Below are 24,666 nucleotides of genomic sequence, written 5' to 3'. Positions count from 1 at the left end.
GAGACCTCCATGCACTTCAAGAAACTCGCTGCCACCCTGCTCATCTGCGCCTTGCCGGCCGTCAGCCAGGCCCGTGACACGGCGGTCTACCTGCCGTTCGACAAGGCCGTCGCCGAAGCGACCCGCACCGGCAAGATCGACGGCAGCGTGAAGTTCTATCTGGCGGGCAATGCCCCGGCCGGCAAAGTCACCGTCGTCAGCCCCGGCGCCGTGACCAACAAGAAGACCAACGCCTTCAACAAGACCGACCAGGAAGCCTGCGAGTGGGTCGTGCAATCGGCGATCATCAGCCTGCACCAGGCCGCAAAAAACGCCGGCGCCAACGCCGTGACCAACATCGTCAGCTTCTACAAGAGCAACGAGCGCAAGGATGCGAAAACCTACGAATGCCACGCGGGCGCCATCATGGCGGGCGTTGCGTTGAAGGGCGATCTGGCGACGGTTCAATAACGGTCGGAAACGACAAAGGGCGCCTTTCGGCGCCCTTTCACAAACAGGTTGGCTTGTCATCGCCTGTCACCTGTCTGGCTCTGCGATGGCTGGTTGCCCAGGATCCTCAGAGTCTCACAAGCCCCTTTCGGGAACGCCGGCAGTATTGCCTGAAACCTCATATCGAGCAACGGCTGGCATTTGGCTTCGATGCGCCACTTCCGTTGCCATCACAGTCCCAACGCCCGTCTGACCGCAGTTTTAATGGCGTGAAACTCGTCTGTTGCAAGATGTGAGATCAGGTAGATGCGTTTGCCTTGCCGATCCCGGCTTTTGATCCGATCAAGCCGCGAAAGGCTGACCGTGGCAATCATGTCGCACTTTGCCCAACAGGTCGGACTGGCTCCCTGAAGGTGACTTGCAAGTTCAAGATGGTGCCCAAGCAAGCTACCAGGGGCGGTGGTACTCAACGGCACTACTGTTACCAACAAGCTGTTGGTTCGATGTTTACGTATCACAACAACAGGTCTGACTTTGACCATCTCGGGGATTTCATAACCCCTGAAATCGCAAATCAAAACGCTGCCCTCCTTAGGCTGATATCGAAGTGGCATCCGTGACACTCGTTTGAAAAAGAACTGATTTTGCGCAACAACGGCCATATTCCCTACGACAGTTCCGTTACTCGAAATGTACGGAGTCGAGCCAACCAAACCTGTTCACCACAACTACACTCGCTCAAACAGGCCAATACACAGTGCCTGCCGGAACGGCGAGCCCGGTCGGTCAAGTACTCGCGGTTCTCTTTCAACGTCAAGGAGATGACCATGCAAGCGAAAGCCCTCATCGCCGCCGCCCTTCTCGGCCTGCTGCCCGGCGCCAGCCATGCCACCAATCTGATGTACATGCCGTTCGAAACAGTTGTGTCGGATGCGATGCGCGCCGGGCGGCTGGATGGCAGTGTGAAGTTTTATCTGGTCGGCAACGGGCCTCAGGGCACTCAGCGGTTGTTGCGGCGCGGGGTGGTCAGCGATTTGAAGACCAACGGCTTCAACAAGAGCGATCACGACTCGTGCGAGTGGGTGTTGCAGTCGAACCTGATTGCGCTGCAAGCCGAGGCCAAGCGTGTCGGGGCAAATGCGGTGACCAACATCGTCAGCTACTACGACCAGCATGTGCGCAAGGATCTGAACACTTACGAATGTCGGGCCGGAGTGTTTGTGACGCGAGTGGCGTTGAAGGGTGATCTGGTGCGGCTGCCCTGATCAACCGGCTTCAAGCTTGCGCGTGAGCAGTTCGACAAACGCCTTGGCCATCGGTGATTTCTGGTCTTTGCGCTGCACGAGCCACACCGCCGTCACGGCTTCGGGATCGAGCAGCGGTCGGTAGACCACGCCGTCGATGCGCATCCGCTGATACGACGCCGGCATGACCGACACGCCCAGACCCGCTGCCACCAGACCGATGATGGTCATGGCTTCGCCGGCCTCCTGGGCGAAGTGCGGGCTGAACCCGGCATCGCGGGCCAGACTGATCAACTGTGAATACAGACCACTGCCGTAGCTGCGCGGGAAGAACACAAACGGCTCCAGAGCCAGCGCCGAGAGGAACAGCCCCTCTTCAGAGCCCTGCGCCAACGGATGTTTGGAGCTGAGCACGGCCACCAGCGGCTCGCGCATCAGTTCGACCACGCTGAGCGAATCCGGCAGGCCCAGCGGGCGCATGATGCCGACCTCGATCGATTCGTCCACCAACGCATCGGCCACCATGGTGCTGCTCATCTCGCGCAGGTTCAGGTGCACGGCCGGGAAACGCTGACGGAAGGAAAATATCGCCTGGGGAATGGTCGAGTTGAACGGCGCCGACGAGGTGAAGCCGATCTTCAGTTCACCCAGTTCGCCGAGTTGCGCGCGACGGGCCACGTCGGCCGCTTTATCGACTTGCGCGAGCACCAGCCGCGCTTCCTCCAGAAACAACCGCCCGGCCTCGCTGAGCTCGACCCGACGATTGGTACGCTCGAACAGTCGCGCGCCGACTTCCTGTTCCAGCGCCTGGATCTGCTGGCTCAGCGGTGGCTGGGAGATACCCAGCACCTGTGCGGCGCGGCCGAAGTGCAGTTCTTCGGCGACGGCGATGAAGTAGCGCAGATGACGCAATTCCATGAACACCCCATTAGGTCGTGAAAGCTATCAAACAGGTCGAACAATATATTGGATAGAAACATTAGCCAGCTATATGATTTTTTCATTGCCTGCCTGCCCGCGCCCTCCGAGGTCTGATGTGAAAACCGCCGTCGCTCCACTGGCCCATGAAGTCCCGCCCGCTTCGGCGGACGATGTGCTGACCGAACTGCAAGAGATCTACATCGAGAAAGGCACGCCCGCGTTCATGCGCACGGTGCTCGCGCTGTTCAGTGGCGGCTTCGCCACCTTCGCCCTGCTGTACTGCGTGCAGCCGATGATGCCGCTGCTGTCCCACGAGTATTCGATCAACGCTGCGCAGAGCAGCCTGATCCTGTCGGTGGCCACCGGCATGCTGGCGTTCGGTCTGCTGATCACCGGCCCGATTTCCGATCGGGTCGGGCGCAAACCGGTGATGGTCGCCGCGCTGTTTGCTGCTGCGCTATGCACCATCGCCAGTTCGATGATGCCGAGCTGGCACGGCGTGCTGATCATGCGTGCGCTGATCGGGCTGTCATTGAGTGGCCTGGCGGCGGTGGCGATGACGTACCTGAGCGAGGAAATCCATCCGCAGCACATCGGGCTGGCGATGGGTTTGTACATCGGCGGCAACGCGATTGGCGGCATGAGCGGGCGGTTGATCACCGGTGTGCTGATCGACTTCGTCAGCTGGCACACAGCGATGATGGTGATCGGCGGCCTGGCGCTGATTGCGGCGGCGGTCTTCTGGAAAATCCTGCCGGAATCGCGCAACTTCCGCTCCCGCTCGCTGCATCCGCGCAGCCTGCTCGACGGCTTCACCATGCACTTTCGCGATGCCGGCCTGCCGTTGCTGTTCCTTGAGGCGTTTGTGCTGATGGGCGCGTTCGTCACGTTGTTCAACTACATCGGTTATCGCCTGCTGGCCGAGCCGTACCACATGGATCAAGTGTTCGTGGGACTGTTGTCGGTGGTGTACCTGTCGGGTATCTACAGCTCGGCGAAAATCGGTTCGCTGGCCGACAAACTGGGTCGCCGCAAAGTACTGTGGGCGACCATCGCGCTGATGTTCGCCGGCCTCGCCCTGACCATGTTCACACCGCTGCCGCTGGTGATCATCGGCATGCTGATCTTCACCTTCGGCTTCTTCGCCGCGCACTCGGTGGCCAGCAGCTGGATCGGCCGCCGGGCGCTCAAGGCCAAGGGCCAGGCGTCGTCGTTGTACCTGTTCAGCTATTACGCCGGGTCGAGCATCGCGGGGACGGCCGGCGGAGTGTTCTGGCACATGGCGGGATGGAACGGGATCGGGTTGTTCATCGGCGCGCTGTTGCTGGTGGCGCTGTTGGTGGCGTTGAAGCTGGCGAAGTTGCCGCCGCTGGGTGGTGGCGAAAAGGTTTAGCGACAACTGCGCCCTAGCGGTAATCACGGGCCAAGGTACACTGACGGCATTCGCCTGCTTTGGTAAAGGAAGCCAGAATGCGCCTGGACCGTCTCCACATTCAGAATTTTCGTTGCTACGAAGATGCCACGTTCGACTTTCAGCCGGGATTCAATCTGGTGGTGGGGGTTAATGGGAGCGGGAAGAGTTCGTTGTTGCAGGCGGTTGCCGTTTCGTTCATCGAACTCGGCAATGCCATGAAGCCAAGTCAGACCTCTATAAAAAATGAAGACATTCGCTTTGTCATAGATCGTTTTGAAAACAGAAGCCGCTTTGAGCGCAAGTTCCCATTACTGGTACATGGCATAGGCAGTTTCTTCGGAACTACAGACTGGGTCCTGAAACGAGATGCAGAAGACTTGCCCCATCTTGTAGATTCAGTATTCGACGCCGAGATAGACAAACTAAAACAGAAAATCAACCTGGCCATTCCAGTCGATTTGCCTGTGCTTGCTTTCTATCGCTCCAATCGCCGCTGGCAAGGGGTAGGAGTATCTGCTGAGTTCGCCGCGAAACAACGCGTCTCGCGCTTCGATGCCTACGTTAACTGGTTCGATGCAGTTGCGGATCTCAGAGAATTTGAAAGTTGGTTAATCGGTAGAACGCTCGAACGGATGCAGAACCTCCTTGATTCCAACACCCAGTCACTTGAGTTCGACGACGAACTTTACTGGGTAAACACTGCGATCGAGCGCGCTATTCCCCACGCACAAAATTTTCGCTATGACCTCCGGCTGCAAAGCTTGTTGATCGACCTGGATGGAAAGACCACTCCTTTCAATGAGCTTAGCGATGGTCAGCGCGGGATGGTTGCGTTGTTCGCCGATATCGCCCGCCGCATGTGCATCCTCAACCCCCACATGGGTAAGGACGTTCTGAAAAACACCTCCGGCGTGGTGATCATCGACGAACTGGATATCCATCTGCATCCGGCCTGGCAACGCAGCATCGCCCCGGCATTGAGACAGGCATTCCCCAAAGTCCAGTTCATCGCCGCAAGCCATTCCCCACAAATCATCGGCAGCCTGAAGCCTGAGGAAGTCATCGTGTTGCACAACGGGGATCCTACTCATCCGCGGGTCACCTACGGTCTGGATTCCAGCAGCGTGCTTGAAGAGGTAATGGGCGTTACGCAGCGCGAACCAGAGATCGAAGATCTGCTGTCCGAGCTTTTTTCCACGTTGGAAGACAACGACCTCGAAAAGGCAAAAATCACAACTTGAGGCGCTGAAAAAGAAAGCCCCCGACCTACCGGAATTCGCCGGCGCCGAAGCACTGATCAGGCGCAAGGAGATTCTCGGCAAATGAAGCGAGTGCTCAAAGGAACTGAACCCGCTTCATTTACAGATTGGAAAAACTCGGCGAACGACGAGTGGAGTCCAACTTACCCAACGCTACAAAACCCGCAAAAACGCGATTTACATAATGCCCTGCTTAAGGAGCAAGGCTTCTTCTGCTGTTATTGCGGCCGGGAAATAGATGCCTCGACCAGCCATATCGAGCACTTCAGACCTCAAGAGCATTTCGAAGAGCTGGCGTTGGAGTTTCACAACCTTCATGCCTCCTGCCTGCGAGAAACCAAGCCCGGCAATCCGTTGCACTGCGGCCATAAGAAGGGCAACTGGTTCGACGAAAACCAACACATTTCTCCCACTGACGAGAACTGTGAACAGCGCTTCCGATATCTGCGAACCGGCGAAATCCAGCCAAAGGACTCTAACGACCTTCCCGCCACAAAGATGATCGAGGTATTGGCGCTAGACATCCCCTACCTCAAAAATCGACGGCAGGACACAATCCGCCGCCTCTTCGATGACGAGTTCGTCATGCAAGTCAGCGAGGAAGAGCTTGAGCGGTTGGTGACGGCGATCAGAAATACCGCGATTCCCAATCAAAAAACCTTCGACCACATCATCGCCCGCTACGCCGAACAGCTCCTCGGACGCTAAACCCATCGCAAACAAAAACGCCCGGCATAAGCCGGGCGTTTTTGTTTTCTACCTTTAGCGCTGAGCGCCGATTACTCGTGATACTGCGCCGACAACTCATGCACCGCACGCAGGAACGCGCCGGCGTGTTCCGGGTCGACTTCCGGGGTGATGCCGTGGCCGAGGTTGAACACATGGCCGCTGCCTTTACCGTAGCTGGCGAGGATGCGTCCGACTTCGGTGCGGATCGCTTCAGGTTTGGCGTACAGCACGGTCGGGTCCATGTTGCCTTGCAGCGCGACCTTGTCGCCGACGCGGGCGCGGGCGTTGCCGATGTCGCAGGTCCAGTCCAGACCCAGTGCGTCGGCGCCGGCGTCGGCGATGCTTTCCAGCCACAGGCCGCCGTTCTTGGTGAAGAGGATCACCGGCACCTTGCGACCGTCGTGCTCGCGGATCAGGCCGCTGACGATTTTCTTCATGTAGGCCAGGGAGAATTCCTGATACGCCGCCGCCGACAGGTTGCCGCCCCAGGTATCGAAGATCTGCACCGCTTGCGCGCCGGCCTGGATCTGGCCGTTCAAGTAAGAAGTCACCGACTGCGCCAGCTTGTCCAGCAGCAGGTGCATGGCTTGCGGGTTGTCGTAGAGCATCGCCTTGGTCTTGCGGAAGTCTTTCGACGAGCCGCCTTCGACCATGTACGTGGCGAGGGTCCACGGGCTCCCGGAGAAACCGATCAGCGGTACACGGCCGTTCAGCTCGCGGCGGATGGTGCTGACCGCGTCCATCACATAACCGAGATCTTTGTGCGGATCCGGGATCGGCAGGGCTTCGATGTCGGCCAGGGTGCTGACGACTTTCTTGAAGCGCGGACCTTCACCGGTCTCGAAGTACAGGCCCTGGCCCATGGCATCGGGAATGGTGAGGATGTCGGAGAACAGGATCGCCGCGTCCAGTTGCGGATAGCGGTCGAGGGGTTGCAGCGTGACTTCGCAGGCGAATTCCGGATTCATGCACAGGCTCATGAAATCACCGGCCTGGGCGCGGCTGGCGCGGTATTCCGGCAGGTAGCGGCCGGCCTGGCGCATCATCCACACAGGGGTGACGTCTACGGGTTGCTTGAGCAGGGCGCGGAGGAAACGGTCGTTCTTCAGGGCAGTCATGTCGGCATCCGGAAAAAAAGTGCGGGCATTTTCTCAGAGCGCGACGCAAAAGGCACGGATGCAGGTCAGCCTTTTGTCTATCGGGTCAATTTGTCGCAATAAATACGGGGCATCAGCAACAGCGAGAAACAACTGTGGGAGCGAGCCTGCTCGCGATAGCGGATTGTCAGCCAATACGTCTGGTGACTGATTCACCGCCATCGCGAGCAGGCTCGCTCCCACAGGCTTATTGCTTTTGGCTCAGGATCCGGGTTTAGACGCCCAGGTAATCCAGAATCCCTTCAGCTGCATTGCGGCCTTCGAAGATCGCCGTCACCACCAGGTCGGAACCGCGCACCATATCGCCACCGGCGAAGATTTTCGGGTTGCTGGTCTGGTGCTTGTACTGTCCCTGCTCGGGCGCAACGACACGGCCCTGGCTGTCGGTCTGGATCTCGAACTGCTCGAACCACGGCGCCGGGCTCGGGCGGAAACCGAAAGCGATGACCACGGCGTCAGCCGGGATGATCTCTTCGGAACCCGGAATCGGCTCGGGGCTGCGACGGCCACGGGCGTCCGGTTCGCCGAGACGGGTCTCGACCACCTTCACGCCTTCGACCTTGTCCTCGCCAACGATGGCGATCGGCTGGCGGTTGTAGAGGAATTTCACGCCTTCTTCCTTGGCGTTTTTCACCTCTTTGCGCGAGCCGGGCATGTTTGCTTCGTCACGACGATAGGCGCAGGTCACCGATTTGGCGCCCTGGCGGATCGACGTGCGGTTGCAGTCCATCGCCGTGTCGCCGCCCCCAAGAACCACGACCTTCTTGCCCTTCATGTCGACGAAATCTTCCGGCGACTTTTCAAAGCCCAGGTTGCGGTTGACGTTGGCGATCAGGAAATCCAGCGCGTCATAAACGCCCGGCAGGTCCTCACCGGCGAAACCACCCTTCATGTAGGTGTAGGTGCCCATGCCCATGAACACGGCATCGTAGTCGGCGAGCAGTTGCTCCATGGTCACATCCTTGCCGACCTCGGTGTTGAGACGGAACTCGATGCCCATGCCGGTGAAGACTTCGCGGCGATTGCTCAACACGGTCTTCTCAAGCTTGAACTCGGGGATGCCGAAGGTCAGCAGACCGCCGATTTCCGGGTTCTTGTCGAACACCACCGGGGTCACGCCGCCGCGCACCAGCACGTCGGCACAACCGAGGCCCGCCGGGCCCGCGCCGATGATCGCGACACGCTTGCCGGTCGGCTTGACCTTGGACATGTCCGGGCGCCAGCCCATGGCGAATGCGGTGTCGGTGATGTACTTCTCGACCGAACCGATGGTCACCGCACCGAATCCGTCGTTGAGGGTGCAGGCACCCTCGCACAGACGATCCTGCGGGCACACCCGGCCGCAGACTTCCGGCAGGGTGTTGGTCTGGTGCGACAGCTCGGCGGCCTGGAGGATGTTGCCCTCGGCCACCAGCTTCAGCCAGTTCGGAATGAAGTTGTGCACCGGGCACTTCCATTCGCAATACGGGTTGCCGCAACCCAGGCAGCGGTGGGCCTGGTCGGCCGACTGCTGGGGTTTGAACGGTTCGTAGATTTCCACGAACTCTTTCTTGCGTTGACGCAACAGTTTCTTCTTCGGATCCTTGCGCCCGACATCGATGAACTGGAAGTCGTTATTCAGACGTTCAGCCATTGTTAAAACCTCATCAAACTCTTCAGGCGCATATCACTGCGGGTTGGCACGGGTGCTGGAAAGCAACGACTTCAGGTTGGCAGCCTTCGGCTTGACCAGCCAGAAACGACGCAGGTAGTCATCGAGGTTCTCGGCGAGTTCACGACCCCACTCGCTGTCGGTTTCCGCGACGTACTCGTTCAGCACGTTCTGCAGGTGGCTGCGATAGGCTTCCATCGCCTCGCCGCTGATCCGCTGGATTTCCACCAGTTCGTGGTTGACCCGGTCAACGAAGGTGTTGTCCTGGTCGAGCACGTAGGCGAAACCGCCGGTCATGCCAGAGCCGAAGTTGTAACCGGTCTTGCCCAGAACGCAGACAAAACCACCGGTCATGTACTCACAGCAGTGATCGCCAGTGCCTTCCACGACCGTGTGGGCACCGGAGTTGCGCACGGCGAAACGCTCGCCTGCGGTGCCGGCGGCGAACAGCTTGCCGCCCGTGGCGCCGTACAGGCAGGTGTTGCCGATGATGGCGCTTTCCTGAGTCTTATAAACGCTGCCCTTCGGCGGCACGATGGTCAGCTTGCCACCGGTCATGCCTTTGCCGACGTAGTCGTTGGCGTCGCCTTCCAGGTACATGTTCAGACCGCCGGCGTTCCACACGCCGAAGCTCTGACCGGCAGTGCCCTTGAAGCGGAAGGTGATCGGCGCTTTCGCCATGCCCTGGTTGCCGTGCTTGCGCGCGATTTCGCCGGAGATCCGTGCGCCGATCGAACGGTCGCAGTTGCAGATGTCCAGATCGAACTCGGCGCCGCTGAGGTCGTTGATCGCCGACGTCGCCATCTCGACCATTTTCTCGGCCAGCAGGCCCTGGTCGAACGGCGGGTTGCGCTCGACGCCGCAGAACTGAGGCTTGTCCGCCGGGATGTGATCGCTGCCCAGCAGCGGGGTCAGATCCAGGTGATGCTGCTTGGCGGTCTGGCCTTCGAGGATTTCCAGCAGATCGGTACGGCCGATCAGCTCTTCGAGGGAACGCACGCCCAGCTTGGCCAGCCACTCACGGGTTTCTTCGGCGACGTAGGTGAAGAAGTTCACCACCATGTCGACGGTGCCGATGTAGTGATCCTTGCGCAGCTTCTCGTTCTGGGTCGCAACGCCGGTGGCGCAGTTGTTCAGGTGGCAGATGCGCAGGTATTTGCAGCCCAGCGCGATCATCGGCGCGGTGCCGAAGCCGAAGCTTTCGGCGCCGAGGATGGCTGCCTTGATCACGTCGAGGCCGGTTTTCAGGCCGCCGTCGGTCTGGACCCGGACCTTGCCGCGCAGGTCGTTGCCGCGCAGGGTCTGGTGGGTTTCGGCCAGACCAAGTTCCCACGGAGCGCCAGCGTATTTGATCGAGGTCAGCGGCGAAGCACCGGTGCCACCGTCGTAGCCGGAGATGGTGATCAAGTCTGCATAGGCCTTGGCCACACCGGCGGCGATGGTGCCGACGCCCGCTTCAGCCACGAGTTTCACCGAAACCAGCGCCTTCGGGTTGACCTGTTTCAGGTCAAAGATCAACTGCGACAAGTCTTCGATCGAGTAGATGTCGTGGTGCGGCGGTGGCGAAATCAGGGTCACGCCCGGTACTGCGTAACGCAGTTTGGCGATCAACCCGTTGACTTTACCGCCCGGCAGTTGCCCGCCCTCGCCCGGCTTGGCGCCCTGGGCGACCTTGATCTGCAGCACTTCGGCGTTGACCAGGTATTCCGGGGTCACACCGAAACGGCCGGTCGCGACCTGTTTGATTTTCGAGCTCTTGATGGTGCCGTAGCGCGCCGGGTCTTCGCCGCCTTCGCCGGAGTTGGAACGCGCACCGAGGCGGTTCATGGCTTCGGCCAGGGCTTCGTGAGCTTCCGGCGACAGGGCGCCCAGCGAGATACCGGCGGAGTCGAAGCGCTTGAGCACCGATTCCAGCGGCTCGACTTCACTGATGTCCAGCGGCGTGTCGAGGGTCTTGACCTTGAACAGGTCGCGGATCATCGACACCGGACGGTTGTCCACCAGCGAGGTGTATTCCTTGAATTTGGCGTAGTCGCCCTGCTGCACGGCGGCTTGCAGGGTGTTGACCACGTCCGGGTTGTACGCGTGATATTCGCCACCGTGGACGAACTTCAGCAGACCGCCCTGCTGGATCGGCTTGCGCGGACTCCAGGCTTCGGTGGCCAGTGCTTTCTGCTCGGCTTCGATGTCGATGAAACGCGCACCTTTGATGCGGCTCGGCACGCCACGGAAGCTCAGGTCGCAGACTTCTTCGGACAGGCCGATGGCTTCGAACAGCTGAGCACCGCGATAGGACGCGATGGTCGAGATGCCCATCTTCGACAGGATCTTCAACAGACCTTTGGTGATGCCTTTGCGGTAGTTCTTGAACACCTCATAGAGGTCGCCCAGCACTTCACCGGTACGGATCAGGTCGCCCAGCACTTCGTACGCGAGGAACGGATAGACCGCCGAGGCGCCGAAACCGATCAGCACGGCGAAGTGGTGCGGATCGCGTGCGGTGGCGGTTTCAACCAGGATGTTGGAGTCGCAGCGAAGGCCTTTTTCGGTCAGGCGGTGGTGCACCGCGCCGGTGGCCAGCGAGGCGTGGATCGGCAGTTTGCCAGGAGCGATATGGCGATCGCTCAGTACGATCTGGGTACGACCGGCGCGCACGGCTTCTTCAGCCTGATCGGCGACGTTGCGGATCGCCGCTTCGAGGCCGACGCTTTCGTCGTAGTTGAGGTCGATGATCTGCCGCTCGAAACCCGGGCGGTCGAGGTTCATCAGCGAGCGCCACTTGGCCGGGGAAATGACCGGCGAGCTGAGGATCACGCGCGAAGCGTGCTCCGGCGATTCCTGGAAGATGTTGCGCTCGGCACCGAGGCAGATCTCCAGCGACATCACGATCGCTTCACGCAGCGGGTCGATCGGCGGGTTGGTCACCTGCGCGAACTGCTGGCGGAAATAGTCGTACGGCGTGCGCACGCGCTGGGACAGCACGGCCATCGGCGTGTCGTCGCCCATCGAGCCAACGGCTTCGTAGCCTTGTTCGCCAAGCGGACGCAGTACCTGATCGCGCTCTTCGAACGTGACCTGATACATCTTCATGTACTGCTTGAGCTGATCGACGTCGTAGAAAGCCGAACCGTGGTCGTTGTCTTCCATGGTCGCCTGGATGCGCAGGGCATTCTTGCGCAGCCATTGCTTGTACGGATGACGGGATTTGAGACGGTTGTCGATCGCGTCGGTGTCGAGGATCTGCCCGGTTTCGGTGTCCACGGCGAAGATCTGGCCCGGGCCGACACGGCCTTTGGCAATCACGTCCTCAGGCTTGTAGTCCCACACGCCGATTTCCGACGCGAGGGTGATGAAACCGTTGGTGGTGGTGACCCAGCGCGCCGGGCGCAGACCGTTACGGTCGAGCAGGCACACCGCGTAGCGACCGTCGGTCATTACCACGCCGGCCGGGCCGTCCCACGGCTCCATGTGCATCGAGTTGTACTCGTAGAACGCACGCAGATCCGGGTCCATGGTTTCGACGTTCTGCCACGCTGGCGGAATGATCATCCGCACGCCACGGAACAGGTCGATGCCGCCGGTGACCATCAGCTCAAGCATGTTGTCCATGCTCGAGGAGTCAGAACCGACACGGTTGACCAGCGGGCCGAGTTCTTCCAGATCCATCAGATCGTTGGTGAACTTGGTGCGACGGGCCTGGGCCCAGTTGCGGTTGCCGGTGATGGTGTTGATCTCGCCGTTATGGGCGAGGAAGCGGAATGGCTGGGCCAGCGGCCATTTCGGCAGGGTGTTGGTGGAGAAGCGCTGGTGGAACACGCAGATTGCGGTTTGCAGGCGCTCGTCGCTCAGGTCCGGATAAAACGCGGCCAGGTCGGCCGGCATCATCAGGCCTTTATAGATGATGGTCTTGTGGGAAAAGCTGCAGATGTAGTGATCGGTGTCGGCGGCGTTGGCCACCGACGAACGACGACGGGCGCTGAACAGCTTGACCGCCATGTCCTGATCGCTCAGGCCTTCACCACCGATGTACACCTGCTCGATTTGCGGCAGGCGCTCAAGGGCCAGGCGGCCGAGGACGCTGGTGTCGATCGGCACTTTACGCCAGCCGATCAATTGCAGGCCTTCGGCCAGGATCTCGCGGTTCATGTTCTCGCGAGCGGCTTCGGCCTTGGCCGGATCCTGATTGAAGAAGACCATGCCCACGGCATATTGCTTGGGCAGCTCGACGCTGAAGGTTTCCTGGGCAATGGCACGCAGGAACGCGTCGGGCTTTTGAATCAGCAGACCGCAACCGTCACCGGTCTTGCCGTCGGCATTAATCCCACCGCGGTGGGTCATGCAGGTCAGGGCCTCGATGGCCGTTTGCAAAAGGGTATGACTGGGTTCGCCCTGCATATGGGCTATCAGGCCGAAACCGCAGTTATCCTTGAATTCATCTGGTTGGTACAGACCTGCTTTCATAGACACTTTCTCACCAGGCTGCCTCTTAACGAGGCAAATTTCTTTTCAATTCAACCACTTGCTTGCCGCGCCGAACGTACGCCGGCTTTGCGGGGGCAAAAGGGTGGTCATTGTACACAGCGACACAGAGGCTCACAAATTTGACGACGAAATGTCGCAAATTCATGTCGCATTTGTGAAAGGTTTAAAGCGATCTGCTGTGCTAGTCAAAACTTTTTTTAATTTTGACCGCAACGACTCAAAGACTACTGTGACGCAGACACCACAAGGCACGCGGTCTGTAGAGACGGCGCGCACTTGTAGAGATTTTGAGGTGCTTGGAGAGGCGGCCTGGGTAAGGCCGCCGAATCTTCAGCGAGTTGTTGCCAGTTCCTGTTGGACGCTGGCGACAGTGCGAGGCCAAGGTTTACCAGCCTGAACCTTCGCTGGCAAGGCCTTGATGGCAGAAACGGCTGCATCACGATTGGCGAAGTTGCCGTAGGTGATCACGTAGAGAGGCTTGCCGTTGAGGACTTTCTTGAAATAACGGTACTCGCCGCCCTGCTCCTTGACGAAGTTTTGCGCGGTCGCTTCGGAGCTGGTACCGAGGATCTGCACCACGTAGTTGCTGGTCGGCTGACCGGCGTACCAGCTGCCACCGGCGGCCTTGGCGACGGTGACCGGCTTCTCGGCCGGTTTGGCGGCGGCAACAGGCTTGGCAGGCGCCGGAGCCGGTTTGGCCGCTGGAGCTGCCGGAGCAGGCACAGGCTTGGCGGTAGCTACCTGGGTCGGCGCCGGGGTCGGCTTGGCTGACGGGACTGGAACCGGAACTGGCGTAGGAGCCGGACCGGCCTGAACGCCCGCGGGTGGCGCGGTGGTGGTCACGGTCGGTGGCGTGTTGCTGGAACCTTCGACCGGCACGCCGTCGTCGCCTTCAGTGATGCCCCCAGCGGCTTCAGCCAGCGGACCGCGCATTACCGGCTGCGAGTTGCCGACCAATGGCAGCGGCATCGGCTGGGTATTGCCGTTGAATTCGACGGACGGTGCGCCACCCGCTTGCGGCGTACCCTGGCCCAAGGGCAGTTGCGCCTGCTCGTTGGCCGGCGCACCGGTGGTCGGTGCCTTGTTGCGACCCGGCATCAGCCAGGCGGCAGCGACCGCGACCACAACGACGGCGGAAATCGCCAATACGTGTTTCTTCGGCATGTTGAACCCCATACTTGGACGCTTGACCGCAGAGCGGCTGGCAATCATGACTTCGATCAGAGCATCGCGAGCAACCTGGTTGATGTTGCCCGGCCAACCCTCGGAGCTTTCGTGAATATCAGAGATCTGATCCGCGGTGAAAAGTTCGACACCCCGGCCGGCGCCTTCAAGCCGCTGGTCGAGATACTCGCGGGTTTCTTCTTCGGTGTACGGCTGCAATTCGATGACGTGGAAGCGCTCTTCCTCAAGGTGCAAAGCCTCGAGCTGGGCGATCAGCGACGACTCACCGAACAGGAACACATGCGGACGGCCTTCCGGCGCGCCGGCGCCCAGCGCCATCAGCGCTTCAAGCGCGGACTCGTCGAGCTGCTCGGCATCGTCCACCAGCAGATAGACTTCCTGACCGGTCAGCGCCAGCTGCACGACCTGATCGAGGATCGCCCCGACTTCGGCCTGGGCCACGTCCAGCGCCTGGGCGATCTGGCGCAGCACACCAGCTGCATCGCCGGCGCCACGGGCGGAAACGACGACGCTCTGCACCGATTGCTTGTTGGTGCTGGCAACCAGCGCCTGACGCAGCAGGGTCTTGCCGCTGCCCTGCGGGCCGGTGACCACCAGCAGCAACTGGCTGTAACGCGCCAGATGATGCAACTGACCCAGCACCGGCTTGCGCTGGGCCGGGAAGAATTTGAAGCCCGGCACCCGCGGTGCGAAAGGGTCGTGACTTAACTGGAAATGGCCGAGGAACGCCTCGTCGGCATGCAAACTAGTCATCGGAATCTTATTAACCTTTAAGCTGAGCCAGAGCGCGGTAATCCGCTCCCAGCGTGGCCTGTAGAACCTCTTTCGGATAATCGTCGGTCACCACCGCTTCGCCCATCCGGCGCAGCAGCACCAGGCGCAAGCGACCGTCGATCACTTTTTTGTCAATTGCCATGTGTTCAAGAAAATCGGCTTCAGTCATCTCTTCCGGCGGGATCACCGGCAGACCGGCACGCTGGAACAGGCGGATGCCGCGATCGCGCTCCTGCTCGCTGATCCAGCCCAGGCGCGCGGACATTTCCAGCGCCATCACGGTGCCAGCGGCGACCGCTTCACCATGCAACCAGACACCATAGCCCATGTGGGTTTCGATGGCGTGGCCAAAGGTGTGGCCGAGATTGAGCGTGGCCCGTACGCCGGTTTCCTTCTCGTCGGCGCCGACCACTGCAGCCTTGGCGGCGCAGGAGCGCTCGATGGCATAGGTCAGGGCCGTTTGATCCAGAGCACGCAGGGCGTCGACGTTGTCTTCGAGCCAGGTCAGGAACGGCTCGTCGCAGATCAGGCCGTACTTGATGACTTCCGCCAGACCAGCCGACAGCTCGCGCGCTGGCAGGGTTTTCAGGGACGCGGTATCGATCAGCACCACGTTCGGCTGATAGAACGCGCCGACCATGTTCTTGCCCAGCGGATGGTTGATCCCGGTCTTGCCGCCCACCGACGAATCGACCTGGGACAGCAGCGTGGTAGGAATCTGGATGAAATCGACGCCGCGCTGGTAGCAGGCGGCCGCGAAACCGGCCATGTCGCCGATCACACCGCCGCCGAGGGCGATCACCGTGGTGCGACGGTCATGACGGGCGGTCAGCAGGCCGTCGAAGATCAGTTGCAGAGTTTCCCAGTTCTTGAAGGCTTCGCCGTCGGGCAGCACCACGGAAACCACCGAGAACTGCGCCAGGCTGCGGGTCAGACGTTCGAGATAGAGCGGCGCAACGGTCTCGTTGGAGATGATTGCCACTTGCCGCCCGTGGATATGCGGGGCCAGCAGTTCAGGCTGGTCCAGTAATCCTTCGCCAATGTGAATCGGGTAGCTGCGCTCGCCTAGGTCGACCTTGAGTGTCTGCATGTGTCCCCACGATGAAGATGAAGCAGGCGTCCTGCCTGGAATTATCGAATGTTCACGGCATGTGCTGGTGTGACGCCACTCGCACGCCATCCGCCACAACCCTTGGCGGCCATTACAGGTCGCCGAGGATAGCGCATTTCGTGCGGCGCTTTAACGGGGCGGAAGTTGCTGCAGGCGGTCGAGAATATCGAGCACGACCATGCGCGGTGGCCGCTCGTCGGTTTCCACCACCAGATCGGCGATTTCCCGATAGAGCGGATCACGGATCGCCAGCAGGTCGCGCAGGGTTTTCTCCGGATTGGCGGTGCGCAGCAACGGCCGGTTGCGGTCGCGAGAGGTGCGGCCGACCTGCTGCTCGACGGAGGCGTGCAGATACACGACGCGCCCGCCCTCGTGCAGGGCCTTGCGGTTGGCATCGCGCATCACGGCGCCGCCGCCGGTCGCCAGCACCACGCCGTCGAACGCGCACAGCTCGGCGATCATCGCCTGCTCACGGTCACGAAAGCCGGGCTCGCCTTCCTTGTCGAAGATCCACGGGATATTGGCGCCCGTACGCAGTTCAATTTCCTTGTCGGAATCCTTGAACGGCAGGCGCAGCTCTTTGGCCAGTAATCGGCCGATGGTGCTTTTTCCAGCCCCCATCGGTCCTACAAGAATCAAATTTCGCACAGAATCAACGACTCACAGCAATCGCCTGGTTATTCATGATACGCGGAGTGAGAAATACCAGCAGCTCGGATTTTTTCTCCGAAACCACATCACGCCGGAAAAGGCGGCCAAGATACGGCACATCGCCAAGAAATGGCACCTTATCTACAACCTTGCTCTGAGTATTTGAGAAAACGCCCCCGATCACGATGGTCTCGCCGTCGTTCACCAGCACCTTGGCATTGACCTCGTTTTTCTTGATCGGCGGTACATCCTGCACTTTGTTCAGGTAGTCCGGTTCGTCCTTGGTGACCTTGACCTCCATGATGATGCGGTTGTCCGGGGTGATCTGCGGCGTCACTTCCAGCGACAGCGACGCCTCCTTGAAGGACACCGACGTAGCGCCGCTGGAGCTGGCTTCCTGATACGGAATCTCGGTGCCCTTGAGGATCTTCGCGGTTTCCTTGTCGGAGGTGACCACTTTGGGCTGCGAGACGATTTCGCCGTTGCCGGTCTTCTCCATCGCGGTCAGCTCAAGGTCGAGCAAGACGTTGTCGGTGATGAACGCGATGCCGATCCCGGACGTGTTATTGACCGTGCCCATGTCGACGAACGGCGAATTGGTGCTGGTGCTGCCCGGCGTGCCGATGGTGGTCGACGAGCCATTGCTGACCCCGGAAGTGTTCCAGTTGCCCTTGTTCTGGATCGAGCCGCCCCAACGCACACCCAGGCTCTTGTCGTAATCGACGTTGGCTTCGACGATCCGCGCCTCGATCATCACCTGACGCACCGGGATATCCAGCTGCGCCACGATCCGCCGCAGCTCGTCGAGGCGATCCTGGGTCTGGTAGGCAATGATGTTGTTGGTCCGTTCATCGACGGTGATCGAACCCCGTTCGTCGACCTTGGCCTCGGCACTGGTGACCGACTGGAACAGCTTGGCGATGTCCGCAGCCTTGGCGTAGTTCACTTGCAGCAGTTCGCGGCGCAGCGGCGCCAGTTCGGCGATCTGTTTCTGCGATTCCAGTTCCTGCCGCTCGCGCGCAGCGATTTCATCGGCCGGCGCCACCAGCAACACGTTGCCAACCTTGCGCTTGTCCAGGCCTTTGGTCTTGAGCACCAGATCCAGCGCCTGATCCCACGGCACGTTCTGCAGGCGCAAGGTAATGCCGCCCTGCACCGTATCGCTGGCCACCAGATTGAGGTTGGTGAAGTCGGCGATCAGTTGCAGCACCGAACGCACATCGATGTCCTGAAAGTTGAGAGAGAGCTTTTCGCCGTTATAGCTGTTGCGGTCGGCGTTGCGCTTTTGCAGGTCATCGACGGTTAACGGCCGGATGCTGACGGTCAGCTTGTTGTCGGTCTGGTAAGTGGAATAGTCGAACGTACCGCTGGGTTCGACGATGATCGTCGCCCGATCACCGCTGACACCGGCATTGACGAACTGCACCGGGGTGGCGAAATCCTTGACGTCGAGGCGCACCCGCAGCGGCTCGGGCAATTGGGTACGCGCGAAATTGAGGATGATCTTGCCGTCGTGTTCCTGAATGTCCGGGGCAATGGCCGGGTCGGACAGATCAATGACCACATTGCCCTCACCTGCCGTACCACGCTGGAAATCGACGCCGCGAATGGCCCTGGCGGTCGGCGCAAACGTGCGGACCGGCGCTGCCGCAGGTGCTGCGCGCGGCGCACGAGCCGCCGTACGCTGGGCAACGGCTTTGCTGCCTTGCCCGACCACCACGAACACCGTATTGCCTTCGACCCGGGTGTCGTACGGCGCCAGTTGCGTCAGGCTGATGATCAGCCGCGTCCGGTTATTGGCCTCGACCACCGTGGCCGTGCGGGCATTGCCACTGCCCAGATCGCGAGTCTTGCTCGCCAGCTGACTGGCGACACCCGGCAGATCGAGGGCAATCCGTGCCGGCGAGTCGGTGGTGTAGCCCTTGGGCTGCGGAGGCGGGCCGTCGAATGACAGCTTCAGCTCGACCCGGTCGCCCGGCAGTGCCGCGACGTCCAGCGCCTTCAGATTGGCTGCCTGTACCATCGGTGAAAGCAGCGCCATCCATAGCGAAAAACCGAGGGTGGAAAAAATCCTGTTCATTATTCGACTTCCACTTATGAGTGCTCTTTCAAAGGAATGGTGCGCGGCCGCTCAAGCCAGGCGCCCTGGCCATCCGGAACGATTTCCACCACCTCGACCTGTGAAGCGCTGATCGCAACGATCCGCCCGTCGTTGCGCCCCAGGTAATCGCCGACCTTGAGCCGATGAACCCCGCCCGCCCCCCGCAGCAAAGCGAAGGAACCGGAGGCGTTGGCAATCGTGCCAACCATTTCGAACTGCTCGATGTTGAAACCTTCGAGGTATTGCTTGACCCGGTTGGGATCGGGTTTCACGTCCCGCGAGCCGTGTTTCTGCCCGGCCAGATCGACCCGTAGCTGACGCGAAAACGGACTGCGCAGGTTGGCGGCGCTGTAGGTGAATGTCGGGTAGGAGCGGAAGGTCGGGGTCGGCTCGATCTTGCCCGGCGGACGCAGGCGCACTTCATTCATGTAGGCGTCGAGGTCACTGAAGTCATCGCCGCCACAGCCACCGAGCATCAATAACAATGCCGACAAGGCGATAAAACGGATCGGGCTCATTTTTGCAGCCCCTTGTCGTTGTAGCGGTAGGTCTTGGCGAGAATGCTCATGCGCAGCTTCGGCCCGCCTTCGGGATTGGCTGGCGCCAACTCGAAATCGTGCAGAGTGACGATCCGAGGCAACCCCGCCACGCCGCTGACGAAAGTCGCAAGGTCGTGATAGGCACCGGTCACAGTGATCTGGATGGGCAGCTCGATGTAGAACTGCTGGGTGACCTCCGGCAGCAGTTTGATCTCTTCGAATTCAAGACCACTGCCCAGCCCGGTGCGGGTGATGTCTTCCAGCAACCCCGGCACTTCGGTGTCACTGGGCAATTGCCGCAACAGCACACCGAACGAGTTTTCCATCTCCTTCATCTGCTGGGTGTACAGCTCCAGATTGGCCGCCATGCGCGCCTTGCTCGCGAATTGCTCCTTGAGGGTGACCTCCTCCTCACGCTTGAGCTCGAGCTGGTTCTCCAGGTCACTGATGAAAAAGTTATAGCCAAGCGCCAGGACCAGCACCATCAACAGCCCGCCGGCCAGGGTTTTGACCACTGGCGGCCAGGAGCCGATGTTGCTGGTGTCCAGGTCGTTGAAATCGACATTGCGCAGGCTGTCCAGCCACTCGGACGGCTTCATTGGTCGTCCTCCTCGATCCGGGGTCGAGTCTGGCGAACGGTCAGCTGGAAGACGTTGGCCTGATCCACCTGGCCAGCGGTGGTGGCTTTCACTTCATTGAGGTTGGGCGCATCGAACCAGTCGGAGGCATCAAGGTTGCGCATCAGGTCGGACACCCGATTGTTCGACTCCGCCGCGCCGCTGATCGACAGGGTATTGCCGACCATTTTCACGTCCGTGAAATACACCCCGTCGGGCAAGGTGCGCGCCAGCTGATCGAAGATCCGCCCGCTGATCTGCCGGTTGCCCTGCAAGTCCTGGATGATGCGCATGCGCTCTACCAGTTGCTGACGATGGGCCTTGAGCTCGCTGATCTGCTTGATCCGTTCGTCGACCACGGCGATCTGCTTGCCGATGTAGTCATTGCGCGCAACCTGCCGCGCGATGGCGGCGCTGATGATCTGGTCGGCAATGAGCACCGCCCCCACCGAGCCGACCACCACGCCGGTCAAGGCCAGCAGGAAGCGTTTGCGCCGTTCTTCGCGGCGCTCCTCGCGCCAGGGTAAAAGGTTGATCCGCGCCATCAGTCGAAACTCCTGAGCGCGAGCCCGCAGGCAATCATCAGGGCCGGCGCATCGCTCGCCAGGGCCCCGGCGTTGACCTTGCTGCTCAAGGCCATGTCGGAAAACGGGTTGGCGACCTGGGTCGGGGTGTTCAGACGCTCTTCGATCAGCCGATCGAGCCCGGGCACCGACGCCGTGCCGCCGGCCAGCAGAATATGGTCGACGGCGTTGTACTGGCCGGAGGCGAAAAAGAACTGCAGGGAGCGCGACACCTGCTGCACCAGCGCCTCGCGAAACGGTTGCAGCACCTCGCTGACGTAATCGTCCGGCAGGCCGCCCTGCTTTTTGGCGAGTCCCGCCTGTTCAAGGGTCAGGCCATAACGGCGCTGAATTTCCTCGGTCAGCTGTCGACCGCCGAACAGCTGTTCGCGGGTATAGATGATCCGGCCGTTGTGCAGGACGCTGAGGGTGGTCATGGTGGCGCCGATGTCGACCACGGCCACCGTCAGCCGATCCTGTGACGCGGCCAGTTGCGTGGCCAGCAGGCCGAACGAGCGCTCCAGCGCATAAGCCTCGACATCCACCACCCGCGCCGTCAGCCCGGCCAGTGCAAGCGCCGCTTCGCGGACTTCGACGTTTTCCTTGCGACAGGCGGCCAGCAGCACGTTGACCCGCTCGGGGTTGCGCGGCGAAACGCCCTGGACTTCGAAGTCGATGGCGACCTCGTCCAGCGGATAGGGAATGTATTGATCGGCCTCGATCTTGAGCTGGTTTTCCAGTTCGTCGTCGGACAGCCCGGCGTCCATTTCGATGACCTTGGTGATCACCGCAGATCCAGCCACCGCCACCGCCACGGTTTTCAACCCGGTACGCGCCTTGACCAGCACCCGGGACAGGGCCTGGCCGACGCCCTCGAGCTCGGCGATGTTCTTTTCGACCACGGCGTTGGCCGGCAACGGCTCCACCGCGTACGCCTCGACCCGGTAGCGCTCCCCCTGACGGCTCAGCTCCAGTAGCTTCACCGACGTGGAGCTGATATCGATCCCCAGTAACGTATTGGCCTTTTTATTGAAGAGTCCTAGCACTACCAATTCCCTATGACTTTCCGTGAGTTACGGACTCTGTAATGCGCATTGCGTTCCCTCGCCCCGTCTTGACAGAAGCGCAAATGACGCCCCCAGCGGAAAAGTGCTTATAATGCCCAGCGTTTTTTTCCGCTTTTTACTGCCGGCGCGGGTCGTTCTGTGTGTTAGCCGGGACCCTGTCGCCCAATTCATTCTTTGCCGTGGATGTCCAAAAGCCTTGATTCGTCTGCTGAAATTTTTCGGTTGGTCCATCGTCGCCGTTTTCTGCGGACTGCTTTTAGGTCTCAGCGGCGCGTTTCTTTACCTTAGTCCGGGTTTGCCATCTGTGGAGGCGCTGAGAAGCATTCAGTTGCAGATTCCGCTCCGGGTCTACAGCAGCGACAACAAGTTGATCGCAGAATTTGGCGAAATGCGCCGCACACCGATCCGTTTCGCCGACATTCCCCCCAATTTCATCAATGCGTTACTAAGTGCTGAAGACGACAACTTCGCCAATCACTATGGCGTTGATCCGAGCAGCCTGATGCGTGCCGCGACGCAACTGGTCAAGAGCGGGCACATCCAGTCCGGCGGCAGCACCATCACCATGCAGGTGGCGAAGAACTTCTTCCTGACCAGCGAGCGCAGCTTCTCGCGCAAGACCACTGAAATCCTTCTCGCCCTGCAGATCGAACGCCAGCTGACCAAGGACGAGATCCTTGAGCTGTACGTGAACAAGATCTATCTGGGCAACCGCGCCTACGGCATCGAGGCGGCGGCACAGGTGTATTACGGCAAGTCGATCCGCGAAGTCAGCCTGGCGCAGATGGCGATGATCGCCGGCCTGCCGAAAGCCCCGTCGCGCTTCAATCCGCTGGCCAACCCGGCGCGCAGCAAGGAGCGGCGCGACTGGATCCTCGGCCGCATGTACAAGCTCGGCAAGATCACCGAGGCCGACTACACCGCCGCGATCAACGAACCGCTGAACGCCAGCTATCACGTGCCGACACCGGAAGTGAACGCGCCGTACATCGCCGAGATGGCCCGTGCGGAAATGGTTGGTCGCTACGGCAGCGACGCCTATACCGAAGGTTTCCGCGTTACCACCACGGTGCCGAGCAACCTCCAGGAAATGGCGAACACCGCGCTGCACGAAGGCCTGATGACCTACGACCAGCGTCACGGCTACCGTGGTCCTGAATCGCGCCTGCCGGGCAAGACCCGCGAAGCCTGGGCCACCGAACTGACCAAGCAACGCACCATCAGCAGCCTCGAGCCGGCCATCGTCACTCAGGTCGACAAGAACGGCCTGCAAGTGCTGACCCGCACGGGCGAAGAGCACGTGGCGTGGGACACCATGAAATGGGCCCGTCCGTTCCTCAATACCAACAGCATGGGCGCCAACCCGCGTCAGCCGTCGGATGTGGCACAGATCGGCGACCTGATTCGCGTGCAGCGCCAGCCGAACAATTCGCTGAAATTCAGCCAGATTCCGCAGGCGCAAGGCGCGCTGGTGTCGCTGGACCCGCAGAACGGCGCGATCCGTTCGCTGGTCGGCGGCTTCGCCTTCGAGCAGAGCAACTACAACCGCGCGATGCAGGCCAAGCGTCAGCCGGGCTCGAGCTTCAAGCCGTTCGTCTACAGCGCCGCACTGGATAACGGCTACACCGCCGCCAGTCTGGTCAACGACGCGCCGATCGTGTTCGTCGACGAGTACCTGGACAAGGTCTGGCGTCCGAAGAACGACACCAACACCTTCCTCGGCCCGATCCGTCTGCGTGAGGCGCTGTACAAGTCGCGCAACCTGGTGTCGATCCGCCTGCTGCAGGCGATGGGCGTGGGTAAGACCATCGACTACATCACCCGTTTCGGCTTCAACAAGCAGGACCTGCCGCCAAACCTGTCCCTGGCGCTGGGCACCGCGACCCTGACGCCAATGGAGATCGCCACCGGCTGGAGCACCTTCGCCAACGGCGGCTACAAGATCACCCCGTACATCATCGACAAGATCGAAAGCCGCAATGGCGACACGCTGTTCGTCGCCAATCCGCCGACCGTACCGCAGGGCGGCGCGGCCACCGATGGCATCGCGGCACCCGCTACCGAATCGTTTACCGTCAATGCCGCGCCGGTTCCGGGTGAAGCGCCGGGCAGCGCGGCTGTGCCGCAAGCTCCAGCAGTCGCCGAGCGTATCGTCGATGGCCGTACTACTTACATCCTCAACAGCATGCTGCAGGACGTGATCAAGCTCGGCACCGGCCGTCGCGCACTGGCCCTGGGCCGCAGCGACATCGCCGGCAAGACCGGTACCACCAACGAATCCAAGGACGCGTGGTTCTCCGGCTACAACGCGGACTACGTGACCACCGTGTGGACCGGTTTCGACCAGCCGGAAAGCCTCGGTCGCCGGGAGTTCGGCGGCACCGTGGCACTGCCGATCTGGATGAACTACATGGCCGCCGCGCTCAAGGACAAGCCACCGCATGTCCAGCCGGAGCCGGAAGGCATCCTCAGCCTGCGGGTCGATCCGGTCAGCGGTCGCGCGGCATCGCCGAGCACACCAGGCGCGTACTTCGAGCTGTTCAAGGCTGAGGACACGCCACCGTCGGTCAATGAGATCGGCAACGGCACAGTTCCGGGCAGTCCGCTGCCGGCGGATGAACAGGCGCCGATCGATCTGTTCTGATCCTCAACTGCCAAAAAGCCCCGCCTTCGTGAGAAGTGCGGGGCTTTTTGTTTTCTGTCGTACCGAGAATGGCGTTTCACATCAAAGGCCGCCCTCACCCTAGCCCTCTCCCAGTGTATGTACCGGAG

Annotated in this window: 18 protein-coding genes and 1 pseudogene; 6 read left to right on the top strand and 13 right to left on the bottom strand. The window is 60.8% G+C overall.

Annotation, left to right across the window (positions count from 1 at the left end; genetic code table 11):
• Window positions 1-9: 9 nt before the first annotated feature.
• Window positions 10-450, top strand: coding sequence for an excinuclease (locus CAF74_RS11460; protein WP_085648021.1), 441 nt, complete (start codon window positions 10-12; stop codon window positions 448-450).
• 209 nt (window positions 451-659) lie between these two features.
• On the opposite strand, the gene CAF74_RS11455 is transcribed toward CAF74_RS11460, so the two are convergent.
• Window positions 660-1,043, bottom strand: coding sequence for a type II toxin-antitoxin system PemK/MazF family toxin (locus CAF74_RS11455; protein WP_085746427.1), 384 nt, complete (start codon window positions 1,041-1,043; stop codon window positions 660-662).
• Between the two features lie 213 nt (window positions 1,044-1,256).
• Here CAF74_RS11455 and CAF74_RS11450 point away from each other — a divergent pair, with 213 nt between their 5' ends.
• On the top strand, window positions 1,257-1,694 hold the full coding sequence (locus CAF74_RS11450; protein ID WP_085746426.1) for an excinuclease: 438 nt from the start codon (window positions 1,257-1,259) through the stop codon (window positions 1,692-1,694).
• Here CAF74_RS11450 and CAF74_RS11445 read toward each other — a convergent pair whose 3' ends face one another.
• Entirely contained in the window at window positions 1,695-2,591 is an 897-nt protein-coding gene (locus tag CAF74_RS11445) for a LysR family transcriptional regulator (RefSeq protein WP_085746425.1), read from the bottom strand. It lies immediately after the preceding gene.
• A 118-nt stretch (window positions 2,592-2,709) separates the two neighbouring features.
• On the opposite strand from CAF74_RS11445, the gene CAF74_RS11440 reads away from it, so the two are divergent.
• The 3 genes and pseudogenes from CAF74_RS11440 (at window position 2,710) to CAF74_RS11430 (ending at window position 5,975) form a co-directional block, all read left to right on the top strand.
• Window positions 2,710-3,987 (top strand): MFS transporter, encoded by a 1,278-nt coding sequence (locus tag CAF74_RS11440; protein ID WP_085746424.1) that lies wholly within the window; start codon window positions 2,710-2,712, stop codon window positions 3,985-3,987.
• 77 nt (window positions 3,988-4,064) lie between these two features.
• A pseudogene (locus CAF74_RS11435) lies at window positions 4,065-5,334 on the top strand (AAA family ATPase).
• Window positions 5,331-5,975 carry a retron system putative HNH endonuclease gene (locus tag CAF74_RS11430; protein ID WP_085746423.1) on the top strand — a complete coding sequence of 215 codons (645 nt, stop codon included), beginning with the start codon at window positions 5,331-5,333 and terminating at the stop codon, window positions 5,973-5,975. The pseudogene CAF74_RS11435 and the gene CAF74_RS11430 overlap by 4 nt, the downstream one beginning before the upstream one ends.
• A gap of 71 nt (window positions 5,976-6,046) precedes the next feature.
• Here the strand turns inward: CAF74_RS11430 and hemE are convergent, their stop codons facing one another.
• The 11 genes from hemE to CAF74_RS11370 form a co-directional block, all read right to left on the bottom strand.
• Window positions 6,047-7,114, bottom strand: a complete 1,068-nt coding sequence (gene hemE, locus CAF74_RS11425; protein ID WP_007952372.1) for a uroporphyrinogen decarboxylase — start codon at window positions 7,112-7,114, stop codon at window positions 6,047-6,049.
• A 253-nt stretch (window positions 7,115-7,367) separates the two neighbouring features.
• On the bottom strand, window positions 7,368-8,786 hold the full coding sequence (locus tag CAF74_RS11420; protein ID WP_085746422.1) for an FAD-dependent oxidoreductase: 1,419 nt from the start codon (window positions 8,784-8,786) through the stop codon (window positions 7,368-7,370).
• A 33-nt stretch (window positions 8,787-8,819) separates the two neighbouring features.
• Window positions 8,820-13,265 carry a glutamate synthase large subunit gene (gene gltB / locus CAF74_RS11415; RefSeq protein WP_085746421.1) on the bottom strand — a complete coding sequence of 1,482 codons (4,446 nt, stop codon included), beginning with the start codon at window positions 13,263-13,265 and terminating at the stop codon, window positions 8,820-8,822.
• Between the two features lie 351 nt (window positions 13,266-13,616).
• Window positions 13,617-15,224, bottom strand: a complete 1,608-nt coding sequence (locus tag CAF74_RS11405) for an AAA family ATPase (RefSeq protein ID WP_085746420.1) — start codon at window positions 15,222-15,224, stop codon at window positions 13,617-13,619.
• A gap of 10 nt (window positions 15,225-15,234) precedes the next feature.
• On the bottom strand, window positions 15,235-16,335 hold the full coding sequence (gene aroB / locus CAF74_RS11400; RefSeq protein WP_011332082.1) for a 3-dehydroquinate synthase: 1,101 nt from the start codon (window positions 16,333-16,335) through the stop codon (window positions 15,235-15,237).
• Window positions 16,336-16,485: 150 nt separating this feature from the next.
• Window positions 16,486-17,004: a shikimate kinase AroK gene (gene aroK / locus CAF74_RS11395; RefSeq protein ID WP_045121685.1), complete on the bottom strand. Its 519-nt coding sequence runs from the start codon at window positions 17,002-17,004 to the stop codon at window positions 16,486-16,488.
• Window positions 17,005-17,008: 4 nt separating this feature from the next.
• On the bottom strand, window positions 17,009-19,087 hold the full coding sequence (gene pilQ, locus CAF74_RS11390) for a type IV pilus secretin PilQ (RefSeq protein ID WP_085746419.1): 2,079 nt from the start codon (window positions 19,085-19,087) through the stop codon (window positions 17,009-17,011).
• Window positions 19,088-19,101: 14 nt separating this feature from the next.
• Complete coding sequence (locus CAF74_RS11385) at window positions 19,102-19,626, bottom strand: pilus assembly protein PilP (protein ID WP_007952383.1); 525 nt, start codon at window positions 19,624-19,626, stop codon at window positions 19,102-19,104.
• Window positions 19,623-20,246, bottom strand: a complete 624-nt coding sequence (pilO, locus tag CAF74_RS11380; RefSeq protein WP_085746418.1) for a type 4a pilus biogenesis protein PilO — start codon at window positions 20,244-20,246, stop codon at window positions 19,623-19,625. Before pilO ends, CAF74_RS11385 begins: the two co-directional genes overlap by 4 nt.
• Window positions 20,243-20,809 (bottom strand): PilN domain-containing protein, encoded by a 567-nt coding sequence (locus tag CAF74_RS11375; RefSeq protein WP_085746417.1) that lies wholly within the window; start codon window positions 20,807-20,809, stop codon window positions 20,243-20,245. The genes pilO and CAF74_RS11375 overlap by 4 nt, the downstream gene beginning before the upstream one ends.
• Window positions 20,809-21,873, bottom strand: coding sequence for a pilus assembly protein PilM (locus CAF74_RS11370; protein ID WP_085746416.1), 1,065 nt, complete (start codon window positions 21,871-21,873; stop codon window positions 20,809-20,811). Before CAF74_RS11370 ends, CAF74_RS11375 begins: the two co-directional genes overlap by 1 nt.
• A gap of 220 nt (window positions 21,874-22,093) precedes the next feature.
• Between CAF74_RS11370 and CAF74_RS11365 the strand changes: the two genes are divergently transcribed.
• Window positions 22,094-24,538, top strand: coding sequence for a penicillin-binding protein 1A (locus CAF74_RS11365; protein WP_371857333.1), 2,445 nt, complete (start codon window positions 22,094-22,096; stop codon window positions 24,536-24,538).
• The last annotated feature ends 128 nt before the right edge of the window (window positions 24,539-24,666 follow it).

The organism is Pseudomonas sp. R45(2017), from assembly GCF_002112305.1.
Classification (GTDB): domain Bacteria; phylum Pseudomonadota; class Gammaproteobacteria; order Pseudomonadales; family Pseudomonadaceae; genus Aquipseudomonas; species Aquipseudomonas paraglycinae.
Note: the sequence above shows the minus strand (reverse complement) of the source record. Positions and strands in the feature narration are given on the sequence as shown.